Raw genomic sequence first — 20,492 nt, 5'->3', positions numbered from 1 at the left:
CTCTTCGTTCTTCGTCCGCCCGTCCACCCGTATCCGCACCCAGCTTAAGCGGCCCTACGCGAGGTAGAAGGGGCGTACGCGCGCAACCATGAAGTCGACCACCGGGTCCTGCACGGCGTCCAGCAGGATCAACTGGACGGGCCAGGACGGCGCCACGCGGGCCAGGGCCCGGCCGAGGGCGTCCATCGGGGCGCTGCGCATCTCGGGCTCCCATCCCAGCAGCCGGACGCCGATGTAGAGCTCCGGGTCCCCGCCCTCGACGCTGGCGAGGCAGCGGTGGGCGGCGGCGATCACGCCGGTGGCGCGGAACTCCTCGGCCGCGACGGTCAGGAAGTCGACCGGGTCGTCCTGCCAGTCGGGCTCGAAGAGCCGGACGCGGCCGCCGGTGGCGGGGCCGTCGAGCGGGGTGCGGCCGGTGCGGCAGAGCTCCGCGACGGCCGGCGGGGGCAGCGGGACGCCGACGGCGCCCTCCGGGTTCACGGCGATCCCCAGCTGCGGGGGAAGGCCACGGGCGAACTCGACGGCCGGGGCCACGGCGAAGTCCATGCCGGGACCGACGCAGGCGCGGAACTGGGCCTCGGAGCTGTACACGGGTACGTACGCCGCCCCGTTGATCTCCATAGTGGGCAGCGTGAGGTCGGCCGCGTCCGGGCCGCCACCGGCGGGCAGGGGCACCCAGAGCAGGCTCCGCCCGACCACCTCGACGATGCGGGCCCCCGCGTCCGCCTGCCCCAGCGCCGCCCCGAGCACCTGCTCCAGCTCGTTGTCCGGCCAGCCGCCGCCTTGCATGTACGCCTCCGCTGTTCTCACCCCACGCTGTCGGCCCGACATTAACGGCTCGCCCCGGCCCCCACGCCGGCGCCCACGCCCCCGGGCCCGCCGCCCGCCGCGCACCGCCCGCCGCCACGGGCCCGTGGGGTCAGCTGGGGTGGGGTGGGGCGGGGCTAGGCCGGGCCGCGGCGGAAGGCTATGCGGGTCACGCGGGCCGCCGAGCCCCGGTCCAGCAGGACCGCGGAGGTGCAGCCCGCCGGGAGGCGGCCCGATTCCGCGTCGCGCAGCAGCCGGGCCACCGCGCCCCGGTGGCGGGCGAAGGCGTACGCCGACACCCCGCGCCCCCGCTCCGCCTGCCCGGCCAGGGCCTCCTCCGGGGTGGTGTCCAGCAGCAGCAGGTGCAACGCCCGGCCCCGCCGCCGCGCGGCCGCGGCCAGCAGGCTGCGCACCCAGGTCTGCGTCCCGCAGTCATGGACCACCGCCGAGGCCCCGGAGCGCAGCGTCCGCCACAGCCCCCAGTAGTGGGCGCAGCGGACCAGCGGCCGGTACGCGGCGTACGGCAGGGCGCTCGGCATCCGCCGCTCCCAGCGCTCGCGCACGTCCTGGGAGTCGATGCCGCCGCCCTCCGCGGCCCGCTTGATCAGCGTGCTCTTGCCGCCGCCGGGCAGCCCGGACACCACGACGATGTCGCCTTCGGCGAAGCCGAGCCACTGCGGTCCGTGCGGGCCCCGGCCGCGCAGGTCACGTACGAGAGGGCCCCCGGCGCACGCCCGCCGCGCCGCCGGCACCCCGTCCACGGCCCCGGTCAACGCCAGCACTCCGAATCTCCGCACCGTGATCGCCTCCCCCAATCGGGCCACGCGGGCCCATGCCCACTGAGTGTAAAGAGACGGTAATCCGGGAGCCCTGGTTCCGGTCCTGATTTCCGGGCCGGCCACCGGTCCGGGACCACCGGTCCCGCACGTTCTTCCGGGCCCGCACGCCCGATCGCCCGGACGGCGTGCAATGATGTGCGCCATCTGGACCAACTGCATACCGGCCGCTTGAATCCGCGCGGGAGAGTCCCGGCACGCCGTGAGGCGGCGCCCGGGCGCCGAAGGAGCAAGTTCCTCCCTTGAATCTCTCAGGCCCCGTACCGCGTGGATGAGGCAGATCTGAAAAGCGAGCCGCGCCGCCGTCCCTCACGACGGCACCCGCGTGCGCTCCACCCAAGGTGCAAGTCGACGTTCCCCGGGTCCGACCGGGAACTCTCGGCGAACCTCTCAGGTTCCGATGACAGATGGGGAGGATCGTCCTCGTCATGTCATGCCCTGGGACCCGGGAGCCACACCCATGAGCACTGCCCCCCGCCTGACCGCCCTCGATGCGCTGCACCGGTCGCTCGGTGCGACCATGACCGATTTCGCGGGCTGGGACATGCCCCTGCGGTACGCCAGTGAGCGCGACGAGCACAACGCCGTACGGACCAAGGCCGGTCTCTTCGACCTGTCCCACATGGGCGAGATCACGCTGACCGGCCCGGAGGCCGTCAAGGCCCTGGACTACGCGCTGGTCGGCAACATCTCCACCGTCGGCGTGGGCCGCGCCCGCTACACGCACATCTGCCGGGAGGACGGCGGGATCCTCGACGACCTGATCGTCTACCGCCTGGGCGAGACCGAGTACATGGTCGTCGCGAACGCCTCCAACGCCCAGGTCGTCCTGGACGCCCTGACCGAGCGCGCCGCGGGCTTCAAGACCGAGGTCCGCGACGACCGAGACGCGTACGCGCTGATCGCCGTGCAGGGCCCCGAGTCCCCCGGCATCCTCGCCTCCCTCACCGACGCCGACCTGGACGGGCTGAAGTACTACGCCGGCCTGCCGGGCACGGTCGCGGGCGTGCCCGCGCTGATCGCGCGTACGGGCTACACCGGCGAGGACGGCTTCGAGCTGTTCGTCTCCCCCGAGCACGCCGTGCAGCTGTGGCAGGCGCTGACCGAGGCCGGCGAGGGCGTCGGCCTGGTCCCGGCCGGCCTGTCCTGCCGTGACACGCTGCGCCTGGAGGCGGGCATGCCGCTGTACGGGCACGAGCTGACCACCGCCCTCACCCCGTTCGACGCGGGCCTGGGCCGGGTCGTGAAGTTCGAGAAGGACGGCGACTTCGTCGGGCGCACCGCCCTGGAGGCCGCCGCCGAGCAGGCCGCCACCAAGGCGCCGCGCAAGCTGGTCGGCCTGATCGCCGAGGGCCGCCGCGTCCCGCGTGCCGGGTTCCCGGTCGTCGCCGGCGGCGAGGTGATCGGCGAGGTCACCTCGGGCGCCCCGTCCCCGACGCTGGGCAAGCCGATCGCGATGGCCTACGTGGACGCGGCGCACGCCGCGCCCGGCACCTCCGGCGTCGGCGTGGACATTCGCGGTACGCATGAGCCGTACGAGGTCGTGGCCCTGCCGTTCTACAAGCGGCAGAAGTAGCGCCCGTACGCCGTACCGGCCGTCTCACTCCGCAAGACCACTGTTCGTATCCACTCCCCCGCATCCAGGAGAATCAGGTCATGAGCACCCCCCAGCAGCTGCGTTACAGCAAGGAGCACGAGTGGCTGTCGGACGCCGAGGACGGCGTCTCGACGGTCGGCATCACGGAGTTCGCGGCCAACGCGCTCGGTGACGTCGTCTACGCCCAGCTCCCCCAGGTCGGCGACACCGTGACCGCGGGCGAGACCTGCGGCGAGCTGGAGTCGACCAAGTCCGTCAGCGACCTCTACTCCCCCGTCACCGGTGAGGTCGTCGCGGCCAACCAGGACGTCGTGGACGACCCGGCGCTCGTGAACACCGCCCCGTTCGAGGGTGGCTGGCTGTTCAAGGTGCGCATCGCGGAGGAGCCGGCCGACCTGCTCTCCGCCGAGGAGTACACCAAGCTCACCGCCGGTAACTGACCCCAGGGGATCCTGATGTCTGTACTGAACACCCCTCTCCACGAGCTCGACCCGGACGTCGCCGCCGCCGTCGACGCCGAGCTCGCCCGCCAGCAGTCCACCCTGGAAATGATCGCGTCGGAGAACTTCGCTCCGGTCGCCGTCATGGAGGCCCAGGGCTCGGTCCTGACCAACAAGTACGCCGAGGGCTACCCGGGCCGCCGCTACTACGGCGGCTGCGAGCACGTCGACGTCGTCGAGCAGATCGCGATCGACCGCATCAAGGCGCTGTTCGGCGCCGAGGCCGCGAACGTCCAGCCGCACTCGGGTGCGCAGGCGAACGCCGCCGCGATGTTCGCGCTGCTGAAGCCGGGCGACACGATCATGGGCCTGAACCTGGCCCACGGCGGTCACCTGACCCACGGCATGAAGATCAACTTCTCCGGCAAGCTCTACAACGTGGTCCCGTACCACGTCGGTGAAGACGGCCAGGTCGACATGGCCGAGGTCGAGCGCCTCGCCAAGGAGTCCAAGCCGCAGCTGATCATCGCCGGCTGGTCCGCCTACCCGCGCCAGCTGGACTTCGCCGCCTTCCGCCGCATCGCGGACGAGGTCGGCGCGTACCTCATGGTCGACATGGCGCACTTCGCCGGTCTGGTGGCCGCGGGCCTGCACCCGAACCCGGTGCCGCACGCCCACGTCGTCACCACCACCACGCACAAGACCCTCGGCGGTCCGCGCGGCGGTGTCATCCTGTCGACGCAGGAGCTGGCCAAGAAGATCAACTCCGCGGTCTTCCCGGGTCAGCAGGGCGGCCCGCTGGAGCACGTGATCGCGGCCAAGGCGGTCTCCTTCAAGGTCGCGGCCTCGCCCGAGTTCAAGGAGCGCCAGGAGCGCACCCTGGAAGGCGCGAAGATCCTCGCCGAGCGCCTGGTCCAGGACGACGTCAAGGCCGTGGGCGTGGACGTCCTGACCGGCGGCACCGACGTGCACCTGGTCCTGGTCGACCTGCGCAACTCCGAGCTGGACGGGCAGCAGGCCGAGGACCGCCTCCACGAGGTCGGCATCACGGTCAACCGCAACGCCATCCCGAACGACCCGCGGCCGCCGATGGTCACCTCGGGTCTGCGGATCGGTACGCCGGCCCTCGCGACCCGCGGTTTCGACGCCGAGGCCTTCACCGAGGTCGCCGAGATCATCGCGCAGGCGCTGAAGCCGACGTACGACAGCGAGTCCCTCAAGGCGCGCGTCTCCGCGCTGGCGGCGAAGTTCCCGCTGTACCCGACGCTCTGACGTCCGGGATGTGACGAGGAGGGCCCGGTTCCGCAGTCCGCAGAACCGGGCCCTTCCCCATGACCGGCGGCGGGCGTCCGGGCCCGCTCCGGCGGGCCTCCGGGCTTGGACCCGATCCTGGATCCGGTCCAGGGGACGGCCGGGCCCGCTCGCCGCCCCTGCCGCGCAGCGGGAACGTGACCGGACGCACGCCCAACCGCAACCTCGCGCACCCGTCCGGCAGCGGAGCCGTTCATTTCTCCGCGTTAAGCTCGTCTGTCGGACAAAATCCGAACAATCACCCCTCCTGAACCATCCTGCTTCCCGCCCCCTCCCACCCCACGAGCAGACAAGGGAGTCCGCCACCGTGGCCATCTCCGTCTTCGACCTCTTCTCCATCGGCATCGGCCCCTCCTCCTCCCACACGGTCGGCCCGATGCGGGCCGCCCGCATGTTCGTGACCCGGCTGAAGAAGGACGGCGTGCTCGCCCAGACGGCGGCGGTCCGCGCAGAGCTGTACGGCTCCCTCGGCGCCACCGGCCACGGCCACGGCACGCCGAAGGCGGTGCTCCTGGGCCTGGAGGGGCACTCCCCGCGCACGGTGAACGTGGAGACGGCCGACGACGAGGTGGAGCGCATCCGACAGACGGGCCGCCTGCGCCTGCTCGGCACGGAAATAGGCGAAGCGCACGAGATCGCCTTCGACGAGCCGAACCAGCTGATCCTGCACCGCCGCCGGTCCCTGCCCTACCACGCGAACGGCATGACGCTCTTCGCGTACGACGCCGCGGGCGCGCCCCTGCTGGAGAAGACCTACTACTCGGTCGGCGGCGGCTTCGTGGTGGACGAGGACGCGGTCGGCGAGGACCGGATCAAGCTCGACGACACCGTGCTGAAGTACCCCTTCCGCTCGGGCGACGAGATGCTGCGCCTGGCGAAGGAGACCGGCCTGTCGATCTCCTCCCTGATGCTGGAGAACGAGAAGGCCTGGCGCACGGAGGAGGAGATCCGTGAGGGCCTGCTGGAGATCTGGCGGGTCATGCAGGCCTGCGTCTCGCGCGGCATGTCCCGCGAGGGCATCCTCCCGGGCGGCCTGCGGGTCAAGCGCCGGGCCGCGTCCACGGCGCGCCAGCTGCGCACCGAGGGCGACCCGATGATGCACCGCAGCGAGTGGACGACGATCTACGCGATGGCGGTCAACGAGGAGAACGCGGCGGGCGGCCGCGTCGTGACGGCTCCGACGAACGGCGCGGCCGGCGTCCTGCCCGCCGTCCTGCACTACTACGTGAACTTCGTGCCGGGCGCGGACGAGGACGGCGTGGTCCGCTTCCTCCTCGCAGCGGGCGCGATCGGCATGCTGTTCAAGGAGAACGCCTCGATCTCCGGCGCAGAGGTCGGATGCCAGGGCGAGGTCGGCTCGGCCTGCTCGATGGCGGCGGGCGCCCTCGCCGAGGTCCTGGGCGGCACCCCGGAGCAGGTGGAGAACGCGGCCGAGATCGGCATGGAGCACAACCTGGGCCTGACCTGCGACCCGGTCGGCGGCCTGGTCCAGATCCCGTGCATCGAGCGCAACGGCATGGCGGCGGTCAAGGCCGTCACTGCGGCAAAGATGGCGATGCGCGGCGACGGCACGCACAAGGTGTCCCTCGACAAGGTCATCAAGACCATGAAGGAGACGGGCGCCGACATGAAGGTCAAGTACAAGGAAACCGCCCGCGGTGGCCTGGCGGTCAACGTCATCGAGTGCTGACCGGGCGCGCATGACGCCGGAAGGGGCCCGACGCACTGCGTCGGGCCCCTTCCCCGTTCCCGCCGGGCTCCCCCACGGCGCCGAGGAGCACAACACGGCGGATTTGCGGGCCTTTTGACGTTTGGGGTGAGTTGATCACGCTTGAGGGCGAACCCTCCGGTCCGGGCTGGTTTCTCGATGATCACATGCGCCAAGGTGATCACGTGACGTCGCGGCCACACCCCCGGCGGCCGGCCAACCGCCGTGGACCGCAGCCCCTTTGCGCACTGGAGGACTTCATCATGGCAAGCAACCGCAGCATCCGCGTGATCTCCGCCGTCGCCTCGTTCCCCTTCGCCGTCGCCCTCTTCGCCGGCGTCGCCCGGGCCGACAACGGCGCCGGTGCCGGCATCTCGTCCCATGCCGCCGTCGCCGAGATCTTCGGCAGCGGGGTCGCCGGCGCCAACCTCGGCAACTCCTCCACCACCCAGCAGGTCGCCACCGGCTCCGGGGCCTCCAACCAGAGCAACGGCTCCCAATCCAACGGCGCCTCCTTCACCGCCACCGGGCAGTCCAACGACTCGTTCGTCTTCCACCCCGCCCCGTAGCGGACCTGCGCCCCGGCGGCCCGCCCTCCCCCTGGAGGGCGGGCCCCTTCGCGTTCCTGTGACAAGACGGGTCCAGCGGCCCCCGGGGTCGGGACCTTCGGCCCGCAGGGGCGACCGGGAGGTGGGCTAGCTTGCCCGAGGGGGCTGCGGGCAGGCGGGACGAGAGACGACAGAGAGGCGCCGCGCCATGGACGGCAACGACATCGAGTACCGCGTCCTCCCGCTCCGGCTGGAGGACGCACCCGGGCCCATACCCGTACACGGGGCCTTCACGTACCGCTGCGACCGGCCCTACGAGCTGACGCTCGACTTCCGGGGCGCCGGGATGCACCTGGCGCACTGGGTGTTCTCCCGGGACCTACTGCTGGACGGGGAGACCTGCGCGACCGGCGAGGGGGACATCCACGTGTGGCCGCAGTGGCAGGGCCGCTCGCCGCGCGTCTTCCTCGCCTTCAGCAACGGCGCGCAGAGCTGCGTGGTGTCCGCCCGGGCGAGGGACGTGGGCGCGCTGTGCCGGCGACTGGTCGAGTTGGTTCCGCGGGGGGAGGAGCAGCGGCACTACGACCTCGACGCCGAGCTGAGCACCCTCCTGCCCCGATAGGGAGCTCACTGTCCTGGATTGCGCGGTTTGCAGAATTTGTTTGGTTTTCTTGTGGTTCGAGTGCAACCGTGAGCCTGCCGGGCGTGTCCTTAGTGGTGACATCGGTCCCCGCCTCCGAAGAATCAGGGGGACGTCATGAACCACCTCCGCCTCCGGCAGTTCGTGGCCCTCGCCACGGGTTCGCTGCTCACCGCCGGCATCACCCTCGCCGCGCCGGCCTCGGCCGCCGTGCGGCCCGTGCCGCTCGTCGTGAACGCCCGCTGGGGCGGTCACTGCACGTACGACCGCATCGTCGTCGACCTGCGGGGACACGTCCCCGGGGTCACCGTCACCCGCGTGCCGAAGCTGGTCCAGGACGGCTCCGGCACGCCGGTGCCGCTCGCCGGTAAGCACTTCCTGGAAATCCGTCTGCACCCCGCCGCCGCGCACGACCGCACGGGCCGCAGTACGTACCGCGGGCCGGAGCTCGTCAAGATCCGCCTTCCGCAGCTGAAGGGGCTCGCCATGACCGGCGACTTCGAGGGGTACGTGACCTTCGGCGCCGCCTTCGACGCCAGGCCCGCCTTCACCTCCTTCACGCTGCACTCGCCCGAGCGGTTCGTGCTGGACGTGGCGCACCGCAACGTCTGCCGGTGAGAGCGGGCTACCGGTGCTCCGGGTTCGGGAAGTCGAAGCGGCAGCCGGCGTCCCACTCCGAGCGCTGGTTGCCGTGCGCCGGCATCCCGCCGGACCGCTTGAGCAGGGCGGCAAGGTGCATGAGGTTCCACGACATGAAGGTGGTGTTCCGGTTGGTGAAATCGTTCTCGGGACCGCCCGAGCCGGGGTCGAGGTACGAGGGCCCGGGCCCGGCCTCGCCGATCCAGCCCGCATCGGCCTGCGGCGGGATCGCGTAGCCGAGGTGCTGGAGGCTGTAGAGGATGTTCATGGCGCAGTGCTTGACGCCGTCCTCGTTGCCGGTGACGAGTGCGCCGCCGACGCGGCCGTAATAGGCGTACTGGCCGTGCTCGTTCAGGATCGAGGAGCAGGCGTAGAGCCGCTCGATGACCTGCTTCATGACCGAGCTGTTGTCGCCGAGCCAGATCGGGCCGCACAGGACGAGGATGTCGGCGTCCATGATCTGGCTGTACAGGACGGGCCACTGGTCGGTTTCCCACCCGTGCTCGGTCATGTCGGGCCAGACACCGGTAGCGATGTCGTGGTCCACGGCGCGGATCAGCGAGGTCCGGGCGCCGGCCGCCTCCATGACGGAGCGGCTCCTGTCGATCAGGCCCTCGGTGTTGCTGGTCTCGGGCGAGCGCTTGAGGGTGCAGTTGACGTAGACGGCGGTCAGGTCGGAGTAGTCGTAATCGGCGGCCACGCCGCCAGCCTGGACGCCCGCGGGTGGCGCCGCCACCGGGGCGCACCCGTTCGGGGACGCCCGCCGCGGACCGTACCCGTTCGGACCGGGTTGGTACCGGTCCGTCCGTCCGACTAGGGTCATCTGGCCTTGGTGTTCGGGAAACCGGTGGGAAACCGGTGCGGCCCTCGCCACTGTGAACGGGAAGTCCGGCTCCGGTCCCACGGGAAGCCACTGGGCGGCGCGGGAGGTTCCGCACCGCCCGGGAAGGCGGAGCCAGGGCATCAGCACCCGTGAGCCAGGAGACCGGCCGGGGCGCGTTGTCCATCCACGAGGTGCTGGAGAGGTCTCCCAACTCATGCACATAGCCGAGGGGTTCTTGCCCCCTTTGCACGCGGTCGCCTGGGGCGCCGCGTCCGCTCCCTTCGTCGTCCACGGTGTCCGCGCCCTCACCCGCGAGGTGAAGGCCAACCCGGAGAGCACGCTGCTGCTCGGGGCGTCCGGAGCATTCACGTTCGTCCTTTCCGCATTGAAGATCCCTTCGGTGACGGGAAGTTGCTCGCACCCCACCGGGACCGGGCTCGGCGCCATCCTGTTCCGGCCTCCGATCATGGCGGTGCTCGGCACGATCACCCTGCTCTTCCAGGCACTGCTGCTCGCGCACGGCGGGCTGACCACCCTCGGCGCGAACGTCTTCTCGATGGCCATCGCCGGACCCTGGGCCGGATACGGGGTGTACCTGCTGCTCAAGCGCTTCGACGTCCCGCTGATGGTGACCGTCTTCTTCGGCGCCTTCTTCGCCGACCTGGTCACCTACTGCGTGACCTCCGTACAGCTGGCCCTGGCGTTCCCCGATCCGGGCAGCGGATTCCCGGGCGCGCTCGCGAAGTTCGGCGGCATCTTCGCCGTCACCCAGATCCCGCTCGCGGTCAGCGAGGGCCTGCTGACGGTGCTCGTGATGCGGCTGCTGATGCAGTCGAGCAAGTCGGACCTGGTCCGGCTGGGCGTCGCGAAGCTCAGCGGTCGCGGCGAGCAGAAGGCGGCGCTCTGATGGCGATGAACCGGAACACGAAGATCAACGGCCTGCTGCTGCTCCTGGTGGCGGCCCTGGCCGTGCTGCCGCTCGCGCTGGGGCTGGGCGACGGCAAGGAGGAGCCGTTCACGGGCTCCGACGCGCAGGCGGAGGCGGCGATCACCGAACTGAAGCCGGACTACGAGCCGTGGTTCTCGCCGCTGTACGAACCCCCCTCCGGGGAAGTGGAGTCGGCGCTGTTCGCCCTCCAGGCGGCGCTCGGCGCGGGCCTGCTCGCGTACTACTTCGGCGTCCGCAAGGGCCGCCGCCAGGGCGCCGCCGCGGCGACCGCTGCCGCGGCGACCGCTGCCGACCCCACTGCCACGGAGTCGTAGGCGGTGCTGCCGATCGACGTGGCCGCGCACTCCAGCCGCTGGCGCCGCCGCCATCCGCTGGAGAAGGCCCTGCTGGGACTCGGACTGACCGTCACCGCCGTGTGCCTGCCGCCCTGGCCGGGCGGCCCGCTGGTCGCCGCGGCGACGCTCGCCGTGCTCCTCGGGCCGGCCGGTGTGGCCGGGCGGCAGCTGTGGCGGGCGTTCCGGATCCCGCTGGGCTTCTGCTTCACCGGCGCCCTGCCCCTGCTGGTCTCCGTCGGCGGGCCGGCCGGGTTCGTCTCGCTCGCCCCCGACGGCCCCCGGCACGCCGCGGACCTGCTGCTGCGGACCTCGGCGGCCTCGCTCGGCGTGCTGCTGTTCGCGTTCACCACGCCCGTCTCGGACGTCCTGCCCCGGCTGGTGGGTGCCGGGGTCCCGGCGCCGGTGGTGGACGTGGCCCTGGTCATGTACCGGATCGGCTTCCTGCTGCTGGACTCGATGGCCCAGGTACGGCGCGCCCAGGCCGCCCGTCTGGGCCAGTCCGGGCGGGCCGCGGTGTGGCGTTCGCTGGCCGGGCTCGCCGCGACCTCGTTCGTACGGGCCTTCGACCGCGCGGCGCGGCTCCAGGTGGGCCTGGCCGGGCGCGGCTACGACGGCGCGCTGCGGGTCCTCGTACCCGAGGCGACCCTGTCCTGGCGGTTCCTGGCGGCGTCGGGGGCCCTGCTGGCGGCCCTGATCACCCTGACTCTCACCCTGAAGGGGCTCTACCTGTGAAACCGTTGGTGGAACTGGCCGGCGCCGGCTACGCGTACGAGGACGGCCCGGCGGTCCTGTCCGACGTGGACTTCGCCATCGCGGAGGGCCGGGCGCTGGTCCTGCTGGGCCGCAACGGCAGCGGCAAGACCACGCTGATGCGGCTGCTGAGCGGGGGCCTGCGCCCGGGCTCGGGGGCGCTGCGCCTCGACGGGACCGCGGTGTCGTACGACCGGGCGGGGCTGACCCGACTGCGGACGGCGGTGCAGCTGGTGGTCCAGGACCCGGACGACCAGCTGTTCGCGGCCTCGGTGGAACAGGACGTGTCCTTCGGGCCGATGAACTTGGGCCTGCCCGTCGGGGAGGTACGGGCGCGGGTGGAGGCCGCACTCTCCGCACTGGACATCACCGCGCTGCGGGACCGCCCGACGCACCTGCTCTCGTACGGGCAGCGCAAGCGGGCGGCGATCGCGGGCGCGGTGGCGATGGCTCCGCGGGTGCTGATCCTGGACGAGCCGACGGCGGGCCTGGACCCGGACGGGCAGGAACGCCTGCTGGACGCCCTGGCGGGGCTCCGCTCGGCCGGCACCACGGTGGTCATGGCCACGCACGACGTCGACCTGGCGGTCCGCTGGGCGGACGACGCGGCGGTGCTGACCCCGTCGGGCATCCGCGTCGGCCCGGCGCAGGCCCTGCTGTCCGACCCGGAGCTGCTGGCCTCGGCGGGCTTGCGCCAGGCGTGGTCCCCGGCGGTGACGACGTTCCTGCGGTCCCGCGCCCTCCTGGCCACCGACGACCCGGGCCCCAGGACCCCGGAGGCCCTCGCCGCCTGGACCCGGTAGCCGGACGACGCTCTCGCGCCTCCCTAGGATGGCCGCATGTCGCTGCCGCACGCCATCCTCACCGCCCTGCTGGAGAAGCCCTCGTCGGGGCTGGAGCTGACGCGGCGGTTCGACAAGTCGATCGGGTACTTCTGGTCCGCGACGCACCAGCAGATCTATCGCGAGCTGGGCCGGCTGGAGGAGGCCGGGCTGATCCGGGCGCTGCCCAGCGAGGTCCCAGTACGGGGGCAGAAGAAGCAGTACGAGGTGCTGGAGGCCGGCAGCGCGGAGCTCGCGCGGTGGGTCGGCGAGAGCCAGGACCCGAAGGCCATCCGGGATCCGCTGCTGCTGCGGATCCGGGCGGCCGCCGTCGTGGGCCCGCACGGGCTGGCCGGGGAGCTGCGGCGCCATCTGGATCTGCACCGCCGCCAGCTGGCGGTCTACGAGGCCATCGAGGAGAAGGACTTCCCGCCCGGGCGGGACTCCGACGAGGACCGGCTGCGCCGCCTGGTCCTGCACGGCGGCATCGGCCTGGAGACGTTCTGGCTGCGCTGGCTGGAGGAGGCCCTGGGCGAGGTCGAGGACATGACCCGGCCACCCGGCGGGGTCACGCCCTGAGCCGACGGGCAGTGCGAAGCCCCCGCCGCGCCCGGCGGGGGGCGTTGCGGGGGCTGCGTGCCCTTCCGGCATCGGCCGGGGGGGGGGGCGGGGCTTACTTGTTCAGGGAGGCCCAGAACTCGTCGAAGCTCAGGAGGCCGTCGCCGTTGGTGTCCTTGGCGGCGATGACGGCGTCCGCGACGGCGCCGGTGACGTACGCGTCACCCATCGCCTTCATGGCCGCGCTGTACTCGTCCGCCGTGACGAAGCCGTCACCGTCCGCGTCGAACTTGCCGAACGTCGCCCGCGCGCTCTCGATGTCAGCCACTGGGATCCACCCCTTCTCGGTGCTTGTTGACCGGCCAAGGGTAACGGCAGCCGGGCCCCGCCCCATCCGCGGGTCCCGGCGCCGTGGCCTAGCGGAAGATCCCGGTGTGGCCGAGCGAGTAGCGGCCGGGCTGTGGGTAGACGGCCAGGCCGTGCGGGCCGCCGCCCACCGGGATCTTGGCGAGCTGGCGGCCGGTGACCGTGTCGATCGCGTAGACCTCGGAGTTGTAGCGGCCCGACAGCCACAGCACCTTGCCGTCGGCGGAGACGCCGCCCATGTCGGGGCTGCCGCCGTCGGGCAGTTCCCACTTCTTGGTCAGCTTGTTCTGCTTGAAGTCGAAGACGGAGATGCTGCCCTCACCGCGGTTGGAGATGTACATCTCCTTGGAGTCGCGGCTGACGTACAGGCCGTGGGTGCCCTTGCCGGTGGGCAGCAGTTTGGGGATGTCGAACTTGTCCCCGCTGAACACCCACATGCCGTGCGCCATCATGTCCGCGACGTAGAAGGTCTTGCCGTCCGGGGAGACCTTCACGTCCTGCGGCATCGCGCCCTCGAAGGGCAGCTTCTGCTGGGCGATGACCTCCATCTTCTCGGTGTCGACCTTGAGGAGCTCGCCGGAGAACTCGCAGCTCACGATGAAGTAGCGGCCGTCGGCGGAGAAGTCCGCGTGGTTGACGCCGAAGCAGGTCACCGGGACCGTTTTCACCCGGTTCATGGTGTGGGCGTCGCGGAAGACCAGCTCGCGGTCCATGGAGGCCATCACGACCGCGTACTTGCCGTTCGGGGTGAAGTACAGGTTGTACGGGTCGTGCACCTCGACGGGTGCGCCCGCCTCGCCCGTGGCCGGGTTGATCGGGGTGAGCGTGTGGCCGCGGTTGTTGTTGACCCACAGGGTCTTCATGTCCCAGGACGGGACGACGTGCTGGGGCTGGATGCCGACGGGGATGGTGTCGATGACCTTGTACGTCGCCGGGTCGATGACGGACACCGTGTTGGAGGTGGTGTTCGGCACGTAGACGCGGGACGGGAAGTCCTTGACCACCGGGGAGAGGCGGTTCGGCCGATCGGCCGCGTACACGTCGTTCGGGTCGAGGAGCGGCGGCATGCCGGCGAGGCCGGGGGGGACGGCCGGTACGGCCTTGACGGGCTGCCGGGCCTGCGCGGCGGAGCCGAGCGCCTCGGCGGGCTCCTTGTCGGCCGATCCGCAGCCGGCCAGGGCGGCGAGGACCAGACCGGCCAGCAGCACGGTGGCCTTCCGGGGAAGGCGGGTGGTGGTCATGAGGTCAGCAGCTCCGTGGTGGTCACCGCGCGCATCTTGCGGCGCGCGAGTTCTTCGAGGAGGGGCGGCATCGCGTCGACCGTGTCCGCGTAGCCGAAGTGCAGGCTCACCACCGATCCGCCTTGGATCGTCCCGGTGACGTTGCGGATGACGGCCGCGGCACCGGGCGAGGTGAAGTCGAGGGAGTCCACGTCGTACGAGAGGACGTGCGGGTAGCCGGCCCGCTGGGCGAGGCGCTGGACGAGCGGGGTGGCGTACTGGGTCTGGGAGGGCCGGAACCAGGTGCCGATGGAGCCGGTGAGCCGCTTGAGGCGTTGGGCGCAGCCGGTGATCTCGGCGTAGGCCTCCGCCTCGGGCATGGTGTTGATCGCGAGGTGGCGCTGGGTGTGGTTGCCGAGTTCGTGGCCGCCGTCCAGGATGCGGCGCGCCATGTCCGGGTGGGCGTCGAGCCAGCTGCCGATCGCCAGTACGGTGACGCGCGCGCCCGCCCTTTCGGCCTCGGCGAGCACGGCCCGGGCGGTGGCGGGGTCCCCGTTGCCGTGGAAGGTGAGGGCGACCCCGGGGCGGTCGCGCGGACCGTGCGCGATCTCGGTGGGCTGGCCGGGGAACCGGCGCGGGACCGCCGCGGGCCGGACGGGGGCGGGTTTCGCCGGGGCCGCCTTCGAGGGCGGGGCGGCGGGCGTACGGGCGCCCGAGCCGCAGGCGGCGGTGAAGGCGCCGGCGGCGACCGCCGCACCGGCGCGGAGGGCGGATCGGCGGTCCGGGTAGCAGAGCACCTGCCCATTTAAGGGGTGGATGCTGCGGAAGGTAACGATTGACCCCATTCGGGACCTTCGCCGGAGTCCACCCATACGAGGGAGCGTCCGTTACTCGATCAACGAATCACACAGAGCGGTGGATATTTATTCATTGATTACGAGGTGAGTGGCCCACCTCACCTAGGATTTAGCTGGAAACTCTTAGTATTTGCACACTTATGTCCAACTTGGGACTTTTGGCGTTTGGTCGCCCGTCTGCCATAGTCGAAATCACGGCTTCCCCCATTGACCCGAGCGAAGTCGCCACGCCGAGGATCACACCCCCTTCGATCCTCGGCGCACCCATGAAGCCCCCACGACGCCCCACCACGGCGACCGGGGGCTTCGGGCGTATCCGGGCGGGGCGACGGCAGGGGGATCAGCGGTCGGCCACGCGCATCTCGAACCAGGTGATCTTTCCGCGCGGCAGCAGGTCGGCGCCCCAGCGGTCGGAGAGCTTGTCGACGAGGAAGAGGCCCCGGCCGGTGGTGTCCAGCTCGTGGACCGGCATCAGGCAGGGCAGCCCGCGCGAGGGGTCGCGCACCTCGACGCGGATCCAGCCGCGCCGCCGGTGCATCCGTAAACCGAAGGAACGGGCGCCGGTGTGGCGCACGGCGTTGCCGACGAGCTCCGAGACGAGCAGGACGGTGTGTTCGGACACCTGCGGGGAGAAGCCCCAGAAGCGGATCACCACGTACTGGGCGAGCCGGCGGGCCGTGCTCGCCGACTCCGGCATGGACGGGAGCGTCGCTTCCACCTCGGCCGGGTTCCCGTACAACTCCAGCGCCTTGAGACCCTGTTCGTCCTCAAGAGCCGCCGTCAGCCGTACGGCGGAAGCGCTGCTGCGCTGCCGCGGCTGTTCCACACCCTCCAGGCCCGCCATGCACCCATCATGGACGGCCGATGCGCCCGTCCGGGCCGTTCCGCAGGAAAACACCCCCCGGAATAGTCCATTCCGGAGGGGTGTCCCGTCATATGCGTGGGGCAATCGGACGCCCGTGGGACCACCCTGATCTGCGGTGACCCACCACTCCCGGAAGATCACCGCAAGTGGATCTCCATAGTCCCTTAAGGCTGCCTTAAGGCCTGGCTAATCCACCCCCATGGAGGACGGGCGACGACCGACTAGAGGAACTTCGCCTTGCCCGGGCCCTCTTCGACGAAGCTGCGCATGCCGCGCTCGCGGTCCTCGGTCGCGAACAGGCCCGCGAACCAGTTGCGTTCGATGGTCAGGCCGGTGTCGATGTCCGCCTCCAGACCCGCGTCCACGCACTCCTTGGCGGCGCGCAGTGCGATGGCCGGCCCCTGGGCCAGCTTGGCGGCCCAGGCGTGCGCCTGCTCGTACACCTCGGCGGCGGGCACGACGCGGTCAACGAGCCCGAGGGCGAGCGCCTCGTCGGCCTTGACCATGCGGCCGGTGAAGATGAGGTCCTTGGCCTTGGACGGGCCGATCAGCCGGGACAGGCGCTGGGTGCCGCCGGCCCCCGGGATCAGGCCGAGCAGGATCTCGGGCTGGCCGAGCTTCGCGTTGTCGGCGGCGATCCGGTAGTCGGCGCACAGTGCGAGTTCGCAGCCGCCACCCAGGGCGTAACCGGTGACGGCGGCGACGACCGGCTTGGGGATCCGCGCCACGGCGGTGAAGGCGTCCTGGAGCGCGCGGGACCGGGCGACCATCGCCGCGTGGTCCATCGTCTGCATCTCCTTGATGTCCGCGCCGGCCGCGAACACCTTCTCGCCGCCGTAGATGATCACCGCGCGGACGTCGGCCCGGTCGGTGGCCTCCACGGCGAGCTCGCGCAGCCGGTCCTGGGTGGCGATGTCCAGGGCGTTCATGGGCGGCCGGTCCAGGCGGATGGTGCCGACGCCTTCGGAGACTTCGAGAGAGAGGGTCATACGCGGAAGGTTAGCCGCGGTTAACGCGAAGTGGCCCGGTGCTGTGGGTCACAGCACCGGGCCACTCGACTACGTACGGGGGAGGACTACTTGATCCACTCCGCCCAGTCCATGTTCCAGCCGTTGAGGCCGTTGTCCGGGGCGATCTGCTTGTCCTTGGAGTTCTTCACGATGACGACGTCGCCGATCAGCGACTCGTTGAAGAACCACGCCGCGGGCTGGTTGCCGTCGCCCGCACCGCGGACGTCCTTGAGGCCCACGCAGCCGTGGCTGACGTTCTCGGAGCCGAAGGTGCCCGAGGAGGCCCAGTAGTTGCCGTGGACGAAGGTGCCGGAGTTCGACAGGCGCATCGCGTGCGGGACGTCGGAGATGTCGTACTCGCCGCCGAAGCCGACGGTCGCGCCGTTCATGCGGGTCACCTTGTACTTCTCGCTGATGACCATCTGCCCGTTGTACGTGGTCGTCGACGGGGCGCCCGCGGTGATCGGGAGGTCCTTGAAGACCTGGCCGTCGCGCACGACCTGCATCGTGTGCTCGCTCGCGTCGACGGTGGAGACCTGCGAGCGGCCGATCGTGAACGTGACCGTACGGGTCTGCTTGCCGTAGACGCCGGGGCGGCCCTCGACGCCGTCCAGGGCGAGCTTCACGGTGACCTTGGTACCCGCGGCCCAGTACTTCTCGGGGCGGAAGTCGAGGCGGTCGTTGCCGAACCAGTGACCTTCGACCGGCACGGACGGCTCGGCCGTCACCGTGATGGCCTTCTCGACGGCCTCGGTGTTGGTGATGCCGCGGCTGAAGTTGACCGACACCGGCATGCCCACGCCGACGGTCTCGCCGTCCTCGGGCGTGTAGTGGCCGACGAAGGTGTTCGTCGGGGTCAGGGTGGTGAAGGTGGTGTCCTTGGCGGACTCCCGGCCGGCCTCGTCCTTGGCGACGGCGTGCACCTTGTACTCGGTGGCGGAGGCCAGGTTGCGGGCGGGCTCCCAGCTCGCACCGTCCGCGGCGACCTTGCCGTCGACGGCATTGCCCTTGGTGTCGGCGACGGTCACCGTGGTGAGCTTGCCGCCCGTGGTGGATATCTTCAGGACGCCGCTGGTGGCGACCTCCTTGGCACCGTCGTCGGGCTTGACGTTGACAACGGCCTTGGACGCTTCGGTGCCGGTCTTGCCGCCTCCGCCTCCGCCACCGCCGGCGTTGTCGCCGCCTCCGCTGCCGGTGTTGCCCCCTCCGCTGCACGCGCTCGTGAGCAGCAGCGCCGCTCCGAGCAGCAGGGCCGGCAGGCCGGTGCGGCGGGCGCGGCCGCGTATCGGCTGCAGGTTCACTCTTCTTCTCCCCATGTCCCCCGCGCGCGGACAGTCGCGCGCATGTCGCCAGGAAATCACACGGGGGGATCACGAAGAGAAACGGTCTTGTCACCGTTCCGTCCCAAGACCGGGAAGGACCGGCGCGCCGTGGTGGAGCCAGTCCTCGGTGCCGGGTTCGGTGCCCCGGACGTAGACGGCGTCGCCCTCGGCCAGCAGGTCCTGGCCCCCGTCGAAGAACTGGGCGTGCGGCACGGGGGCGTCGTCGTACGGCGTGGACGCGTGGTCCTTGCTGCGCCGGTAGGCCTCGTGCCGGCCGGGGCGGGTCTCCTTGGTCGTCGCGGCCGGTGCGGATCGGCACGGCCGGGAAGTCCGGGCCGGGCGGGGGCTGCACGAGCGAGCCGGCGCCGACGATGCCGGTGTTGTGGCCCCGGCCCGCCCGGGGGTCGTCGTCCTGGTCGAAGCCGCCGAGGACGAGGACCTTGCCCTCGGCCTCGGCGGCGCGCCCGCGGACCTGGAAGTCGCCGCCGACGAACGGGTTGACCGCGTCGTCGTAGCCCTTGGCGGTGGTCCCGACGTCGACGCCAGGGAACGGGTCGGGGCACCTGCCCGGGATGCAGGGGCCGAGGCCGTCGGGCAGCGGCGCGCGTAGGGCCGTACGGCGGGTGCCCGCGCGTGGTCCGCGGGGCCGGACCGGGCGCCGCGGGGGCAGCGGCGGCCAGTACGGCGGTGACCACGAGTCCGAGGCTCCGGCTCCCTGCGCTGCTGCGCTGTTTGGCTGGGGTCAGCTGAGCAGCGCGGGGCCCGGCGCGGTGGACGGACGACACTCCCGGGCCCGGGTGATTGCGGTACGACAATCATCCGACCGGTGCGTCGGAGGGGGTGCGCGGGCCGGTGCGCCTCAGCTCTTGGCCGAGCCCGCGACCCAGTCCGCCCAGGACATGTTCCAGCCGCCCAGCCCGTTGTTCGGGGCGACCGTCTTGTCCTGCGAGTTCACGACCTCCACCACGTCCCCGACCAGGGTCCGGTCGAAGAACCAGCCGGCCGGGGTGTCCGAGCCGCCGCCCTTGTCGTCGCGCAGGCCCACGCAGCCGTGGCTGGTGTTGGTGGAGCCGAAGGTGTCGGGGCTGGCCCAGTAGTTGCCGTGCAGGAAGGTCCCGGAGGTGGTGAGCCGAATGGCGTGCGGGACGTCGGGGATGTCGTACTCGCCGCCGAACCCGACGGTCTGGCCGTTCATCCGGGTCACGTCGAACATCTCCAGCACCACCATCTTCCCGTTGTAGGTGGTGTTCTTGGGCGCTCCGGCGCTGATCGGGAGGGTTTGGACCAGCTTCCCGTCGCGGCGGACCTCCATCGTGTGCGCCTCCGCGTCCACGGTGGAGACCTGGGAGCGGCCGACCGTAAAGGTGACGGACTTGTCCTGGATGCCGTACGAGCCGGGGGCGCCCTGCACGTCCCGCAGGTTCATGGTGACGGTGACTTCGGTGCCGGGCTTCCAGTACTGCTTGGGCCGGAAGTCGAGGCGCTCGTTCCCGAACCAGTGGCCGACGACCTCCACCGGCGGCTTGGAGGTGACGTTGATGGCCCGTTCCACGTCGGCGCGGTTCGCGATGGACCGGTTGAAGTTGAAGGAGACGATCATGCCGGTGCCGACGGTGGAGCGGTTCTCGGGCTTGAAGTAGCCGATGAACCGCTCCTCGGGGACGTAGGTGGTGAAGGTGGTGTGCCGGGCCTGGCGACGGTTGTGGCCGTCGAGGGCGACCGCGTCCACGGTGTACTTGGCGGCGAGCGCGAGCCGGCCGCCCTCCGTATCGGGGCTCCAGCTGAGTCCGTCGGGGGCGATGGAGCCGGGGACGCGCTCCTCCTGGGCGTCCTCGACCTTGGTGACCACGACCCGTTCGAGGCGGCCCTCGGGCACTCTGACGGTGAGCGGGCCCTCGGCCGGGACCCCCTTGACGTTGTCCTCGGGGGTGATGCGGATGGCCTCGTCGGGCGACCGGGGTTTGCCGGGGAGCTGGATCTCGACCGGGGAACCGCCGCTCCCGGTGCATCCGGCCAGGCCGCCGAGCAGGCCCGCCCATGCCGCCACGGCGGCCAAGCCCGCCCCTGCCCGCCTCGTCAGAAGTGTCACG

24 protein-coding genes and 2 riboswitches are annotated in these 20,492 nt (G+C 71.3%); of the genes, 13 read left to right on the top strand and 11 right to left on the bottom strand.

The features are described 5' to 3' along the window. Positions 1 to 54 precede the first annotated feature (54 nt). Together OG974_RS28850 and OG974_RS28845 are read right to left on the bottom strand one after the other, a co-directional pair. Complete coding sequence (locus tag OG974_RS28850; protein ID WP_327278681.1) at positions 55 to 789, bottom strand: enhanced serine sensitivity protein SseB; 735 nt, start codon at positions 787 to 789, stop codon at positions 55 to 57. A gap of 155 nt (positions 790 to 944) precedes the next feature. Beyond that, the gene (locus OG974_RS28845) at positions 945 to 1,610 is read right to left on the bottom strand and encodes an AAA family ATPase (RefSeq protein ID WP_371646938.1); all 666 of its coding nucleotides are present in this window, start codon (positions 1,608 to 1,610) and stop codon (positions 945 to 947) included. Between the two features lie 205 nt (positions 1,611 to 1,815). Next, positions 1,816 to 1,919, top strand: a riboswitch (glycine riboswitch). A gap of 184 nt (positions 1,920 to 2,103) precedes the next feature. Here OG974_RS28845 and gcvT point away from each other — a divergent pair. The 7 genes from gcvT to OG974_RS28810 all read left to right on the top strand — a co-directional run bounded on the left by gcvT (position 2,104) and on the right by OG974_RS28810 (position 8,505). After that, positions 2,104 to 3,219, top strand: coding sequence for a glycine cleavage system aminomethyltransferase GcvT (gene gcvT, locus OG974_RS28840; protein ID WP_327278680.1), 1,116 nt, complete (start codon positions 2,104 to 2,106; stop codon positions 3,217 to 3,219). Between the two features lie 80 nt (positions 3,220 to 3,299). Continuing rightward, positions 3,300 to 3,680 (top strand): glycine cleavage system protein GcvH, encoded by a 381-nt coding sequence (gene gcvH, locus OG974_RS28835; RefSeq protein ID WP_327278679.1) that lies wholly within the window; start codon positions 3,300 to 3,302, stop codon positions 3,678 to 3,680. A gap of 15 nt (positions 3,681 to 3,695) precedes the next feature. Then, positions 3,696 to 4,952: a serine hydroxymethyltransferase gene (glyA, locus tag OG974_RS28830; protein WP_327278678.1), complete on the top strand. Its 1,257-nt coding sequence runs from the start codon at positions 3,696 to 3,698 to the stop codon at positions 4,950 to 4,952. A gap of 346 nt (positions 4,953 to 5,298) precedes the next feature. Next, entirely contained in the window at positions 5,299 to 6,681 is a 1,383-nt protein-coding gene (locus OG974_RS28825) for an L-serine ammonia-lyase (protein ID WP_327278677.1), read from the top strand. A 281-nt stretch (positions 6,682 to 6,962) separates the two neighbouring features. Next, complete coding sequence (locus OG974_RS28820) at positions 6,963 to 7,268, top strand: hypothetical protein (protein ID WP_327278676.1); 306 nt, start codon at positions 6,963 to 6,965, stop codon at positions 7,266 to 7,268. Positions 7,269 to 7,455: 187 nt separating this feature from the next. After that, positions 7,456 to 7,869, top strand: a complete 414-nt coding sequence (locus OG974_RS28815) for an SsgA family sporulation/cell division regulator (protein WP_327278675.1) — start codon at positions 7,456 to 7,458, stop codon at positions 7,867 to 7,869. Positions 7,870 to 8,004: 135 nt separating this feature from the next. After that, positions 8,005 to 8,505 carry a hypothetical protein gene (locus tag OG974_RS28810; protein WP_327278674.1) on the top strand — a complete coding sequence of 167 codons (501 nt, stop codon included), beginning with the start codon at positions 8,005 to 8,007 and terminating at the stop codon, positions 8,503 to 8,505. A 7-nt stretch (positions 8,506 to 8,512) separates the two neighbouring features. Here the strand turns inward: OG974_RS28810 and OG974_RS28805 are convergent, their stop codons facing one another. Next, positions 8,513 to 9,226, bottom strand: coding sequence for a flavodoxin family protein (locus OG974_RS28805; protein WP_327278673.1), 714 nt, complete (start codon positions 9,224 to 9,226; stop codon positions 8,513 to 8,515). Between the two features lie 113 nt (positions 9,227 to 9,339). Then, positions 9,340 to 9,535: riboswitch (cobalamin riboswitch) on the top strand. A 28-nt stretch (positions 9,536 to 9,563) separates the two neighbouring features. On the opposite strand from OG974_RS28805, the gene OG974_RS28800 reads away from it, so the two are divergent. The 5 genes from OG974_RS28800 to OG974_RS28780 are packed head-to-tail and all read left to right on the top strand — an operon-like array spanning position 9,564 to position 12,783. Continuing rightward, entirely contained in the window at positions 9,564 to 10,256 is a 693-nt protein-coding gene (locus tag OG974_RS28800) for an energy-coupling factor ABC transporter permease (RefSeq protein WP_327278672.1), read from the top strand. Then, on the top strand, positions 10,256 to 10,612 hold the full coding sequence (locus OG974_RS28795; RefSeq protein ID WP_371644895.1) for an energy-coupling factor ABC transporter substrate-binding protein: 357 nt from the start codon (positions 10,256 to 10,258) through the stop codon (positions 10,610 to 10,612). The genes OG974_RS28800 and OG974_RS28795 overlap by 1 nt, the downstream gene beginning before the upstream one ends. A gap of 3 nt (positions 10,613 to 10,615) precedes the next feature. Then, the gene (gene cbiQ, locus OG974_RS28790) at positions 10,616 to 11,365 is read left to right on the top strand and encodes a cobalt ECF transporter T component CbiQ (protein ID WP_327278671.1); all 750 of its coding nucleotides are present in this window, start codon (positions 10,616 to 10,618) and stop codon (positions 11,363 to 11,365) included. After that, positions 11,362 to 12,186 carry an ATP-binding cassette domain-containing protein gene (locus tag OG974_RS28785; protein WP_327278670.1) on the top strand — a complete coding sequence of 275 codons (825 nt, stop codon included), beginning with the start codon at positions 11,362 to 11,364 and terminating at the stop codon, positions 12,184 to 12,186. Before cbiQ ends, OG974_RS28785 begins: the two co-directional genes overlap by 4 nt. Before the next feature lie 36 nt (positions 12,187 to 12,222). Further along, positions 12,223 to 12,783, top strand: coding sequence for a PadR family transcriptional regulator (locus OG974_RS28780; protein ID WP_327278669.1), 561 nt, complete (start codon positions 12,223 to 12,225; stop codon positions 12,781 to 12,783). A gap of 94 nt (positions 12,784 to 12,877) precedes the next feature. On the opposite strand, the gene OG974_RS28775 is transcribed toward OG974_RS28780, so the two are convergent. The 7 genes from OG974_RS28775 to OG974_RS28745 all read right to left on the bottom strand — a co-directional run bounded on the left by OG974_RS28775 (position 12,878) and on the right by OG974_RS28745 (position 18,615). Beyond that, the gene (locus OG974_RS28775) at positions 12,878 to 13,090 is read right to left on the bottom strand and encodes an EF-hand domain-containing protein (RefSeq protein ID WP_266625258.1); all 213 of its coding nucleotides are present in this window, start codon (positions 13,088 to 13,090) and stop codon (positions 12,878 to 12,880) included. An 88-nt stretch (positions 13,091 to 13,178) separates the two neighbouring features. After that, positions 13,179 to 14,369 carry a hypothetical protein gene (locus tag OG974_RS28770; RefSeq protein WP_327278668.1) on the bottom strand — a complete coding sequence of 397 codons (1,191 nt, stop codon included), beginning with the start codon at positions 14,367 to 14,369 and terminating at the stop codon, positions 13,179 to 13,181. Further along, positions 14,366 to 15,193: a polysaccharide deacetylase family protein gene (locus OG974_RS28765; RefSeq protein WP_328763762.1), complete on the bottom strand. Its 828-nt coding sequence runs from the start codon at positions 15,191 to 15,193 to the stop codon at positions 14,366 to 14,368. The genes OG974_RS28770 and OG974_RS28765 overlap by 4 nt, the downstream gene beginning before the upstream one ends. A 352-nt stretch (positions 15,194 to 15,545) precedes the next feature. Next, positions 15,546 to 16,154, bottom strand: a complete 609-nt coding sequence (locus tag OG974_RS28760; RefSeq protein WP_371644892.1) for an ATP-binding protein — start codon at positions 16,152 to 16,154, stop codon at positions 15,546 to 15,548. Between the two features lie 137 nt (positions 16,155 to 16,291). Beyond that, a complete protein-coding gene (locus OG974_RS28755) occupies positions 16,292 to 17,059 on the bottom strand; it encodes an enoyl-CoA hydratase-related protein (RefSeq protein WP_327285568.1) in 768 nt (255 codons plus the stop codon). An 86-nt stretch (positions 17,060 to 17,145) separates the two neighbouring features. Then, complete coding sequence (locus OG974_RS28750) at positions 17,146 to 18,396, bottom strand: Ig-like domain-containing protein (protein WP_327285567.1); 1,251 nt, start codon at positions 18,394 to 18,396, stop codon at positions 17,146 to 17,148. Positions 18,397 to 18,471: 75 nt separating this feature from the next. Beyond that, complete coding sequence (locus OG974_RS28745) at positions 18,472 to 18,615, bottom strand: hypothetical protein (RefSeq protein ID WP_371644889.1); 144 nt, start codon at positions 18,613 to 18,615, stop codon at positions 18,472 to 18,474. Between the two features lie 169 nt (positions 18,616 to 18,784). Here OG974_RS28745 and OG974_RS28740 point away from each other — a divergent pair, with 169 nt between their 5' ends. Further along, positions 18,785 to 19,012, top strand: coding sequence for a hypothetical protein (locus OG974_RS28740; protein WP_371644887.1), 228 nt, complete (start codon positions 18,785 to 18,787; stop codon positions 19,010 to 19,012). Positions 19,013 to 19,261: 249 nt separating this feature from the next. Here OG974_RS28740 and OG974_RS28735 read toward each other — a convergent pair whose 3' ends face one another. After that, positions 19,262 to 20,482, bottom strand: coding sequence for an Ig-like domain-containing protein (locus OG974_RS28735; RefSeq protein ID WP_327285790.1), 1,221 nt, complete (start codon positions 20,480 to 20,482; stop codon positions 19,262 to 19,264). Positions 20,483 to 20,492 lie beyond the last annotated feature (10 nt).

The sequence above is a fragment of the Streptomyces sp. NBC_00597 genome, assembly GCF_041431095.1.
Lineage (GTDB): Bacteria > Actinomycetota > Actinomycetes > Streptomycetales > Streptomycetaceae > Streptomyces.
This window is presented reverse-complemented; position numbering and strand designations above follow the sequence as displayed.

Bases quoted from the DNA above. Each gene is read 5' to 3' on its own strand.
- OG974_RS28850 (WP_327278681.1), bottom strand. From the start codon at position 789: ATGCAAGGCGGCGGCTGGCCGGACAACGAGCTGGAGCAGGTGCTCGGG.
- gcvT (WP_327278680.1), top strand. From the start codon at position 2,104: ATGAGCACTGCCCCCCGCCTGACCGCCCTCGATGCGCTGCACCGGTCG.
- gcvH (WP_327278679.1), top strand. From the start codon at position 3,300: ATGAGCACCCCCCAGCAGCTGCGTTACAGCAAGGAGCACGAGTGGCTG.
- glyA (WP_327278678.1), top strand. From the start codon at position 3,696: ATGTCTGTACTGAACACCCCTCTCCACGAGCTCGACCCGGACGTCGCC.
- OG974_RS28820 (WP_327278676.1), top strand. From the start codon at position 6,963: ATGGCAAGCAACCGCAGCATCCGCGTGATCTCCGCCGTCGCCTCGTTC.
- OG974_RS28815 (WP_327278675.1), top strand. From the start codon at position 7,456: ATGGACGGCAACGACATCGAGTACCGCGTCCTCCCGCTCCGGCTGGAG.
- OG974_RS28810 (WP_327278674.1), top strand. From the start codon at position 8,005: ATGAACCACCTCCGCCTCCGGCAGTTCGTGGCCCTCGCCACGGGTTCG.
- OG974_RS28800 (WP_327278672.1), top strand. From the start codon at position 9,564: ATGCACATAGCCGAGGGGTTCTTGCCCCCTTTGCACGCGGTCGCCTGG.
- OG974_RS28795 (WP_371644895.1), top strand. From the start codon at position 10,256: ATGGCGATGAACCGGAACACGAAGATCAACGGCCTGCTGCTGCTCCTG.
- OG974_RS28780 (WP_327278669.1), top strand. From the start codon at position 12,223: ATGTCGCTGCCGCACGCCATCCTCACCGCCCTGCTGGAGAAGCCCTCG.
- OG974_RS28770 (WP_327278668.1), bottom strand. From the start codon at position 14,369: ATGACCACCACCCGCCTTCCCCGGAAGGCCACCGTGCTGCTGGCCGGT.
- OG974_RS28765 (WP_328763762.1), bottom strand. From the start codon at position 15,193: ATGGGGTCAATCGTTACCTTCCGCAGCATCCACCCCTTAAATGGGCAG.
- OG974_RS28755 (WP_327285568.1), bottom strand. From the start codon at position 17,059: ATGACCCTCTCTCTCGAAGTCTCCGAAGGCGTCGGCACCATCCGCCTG.
- OG974_RS28750 (WP_327285567.1), bottom strand. From the start codon at position 18,396: ATGGGGAGAAGAAGAGTGAACCTGCAGCCGATACGCGGCCGCGCCCGC.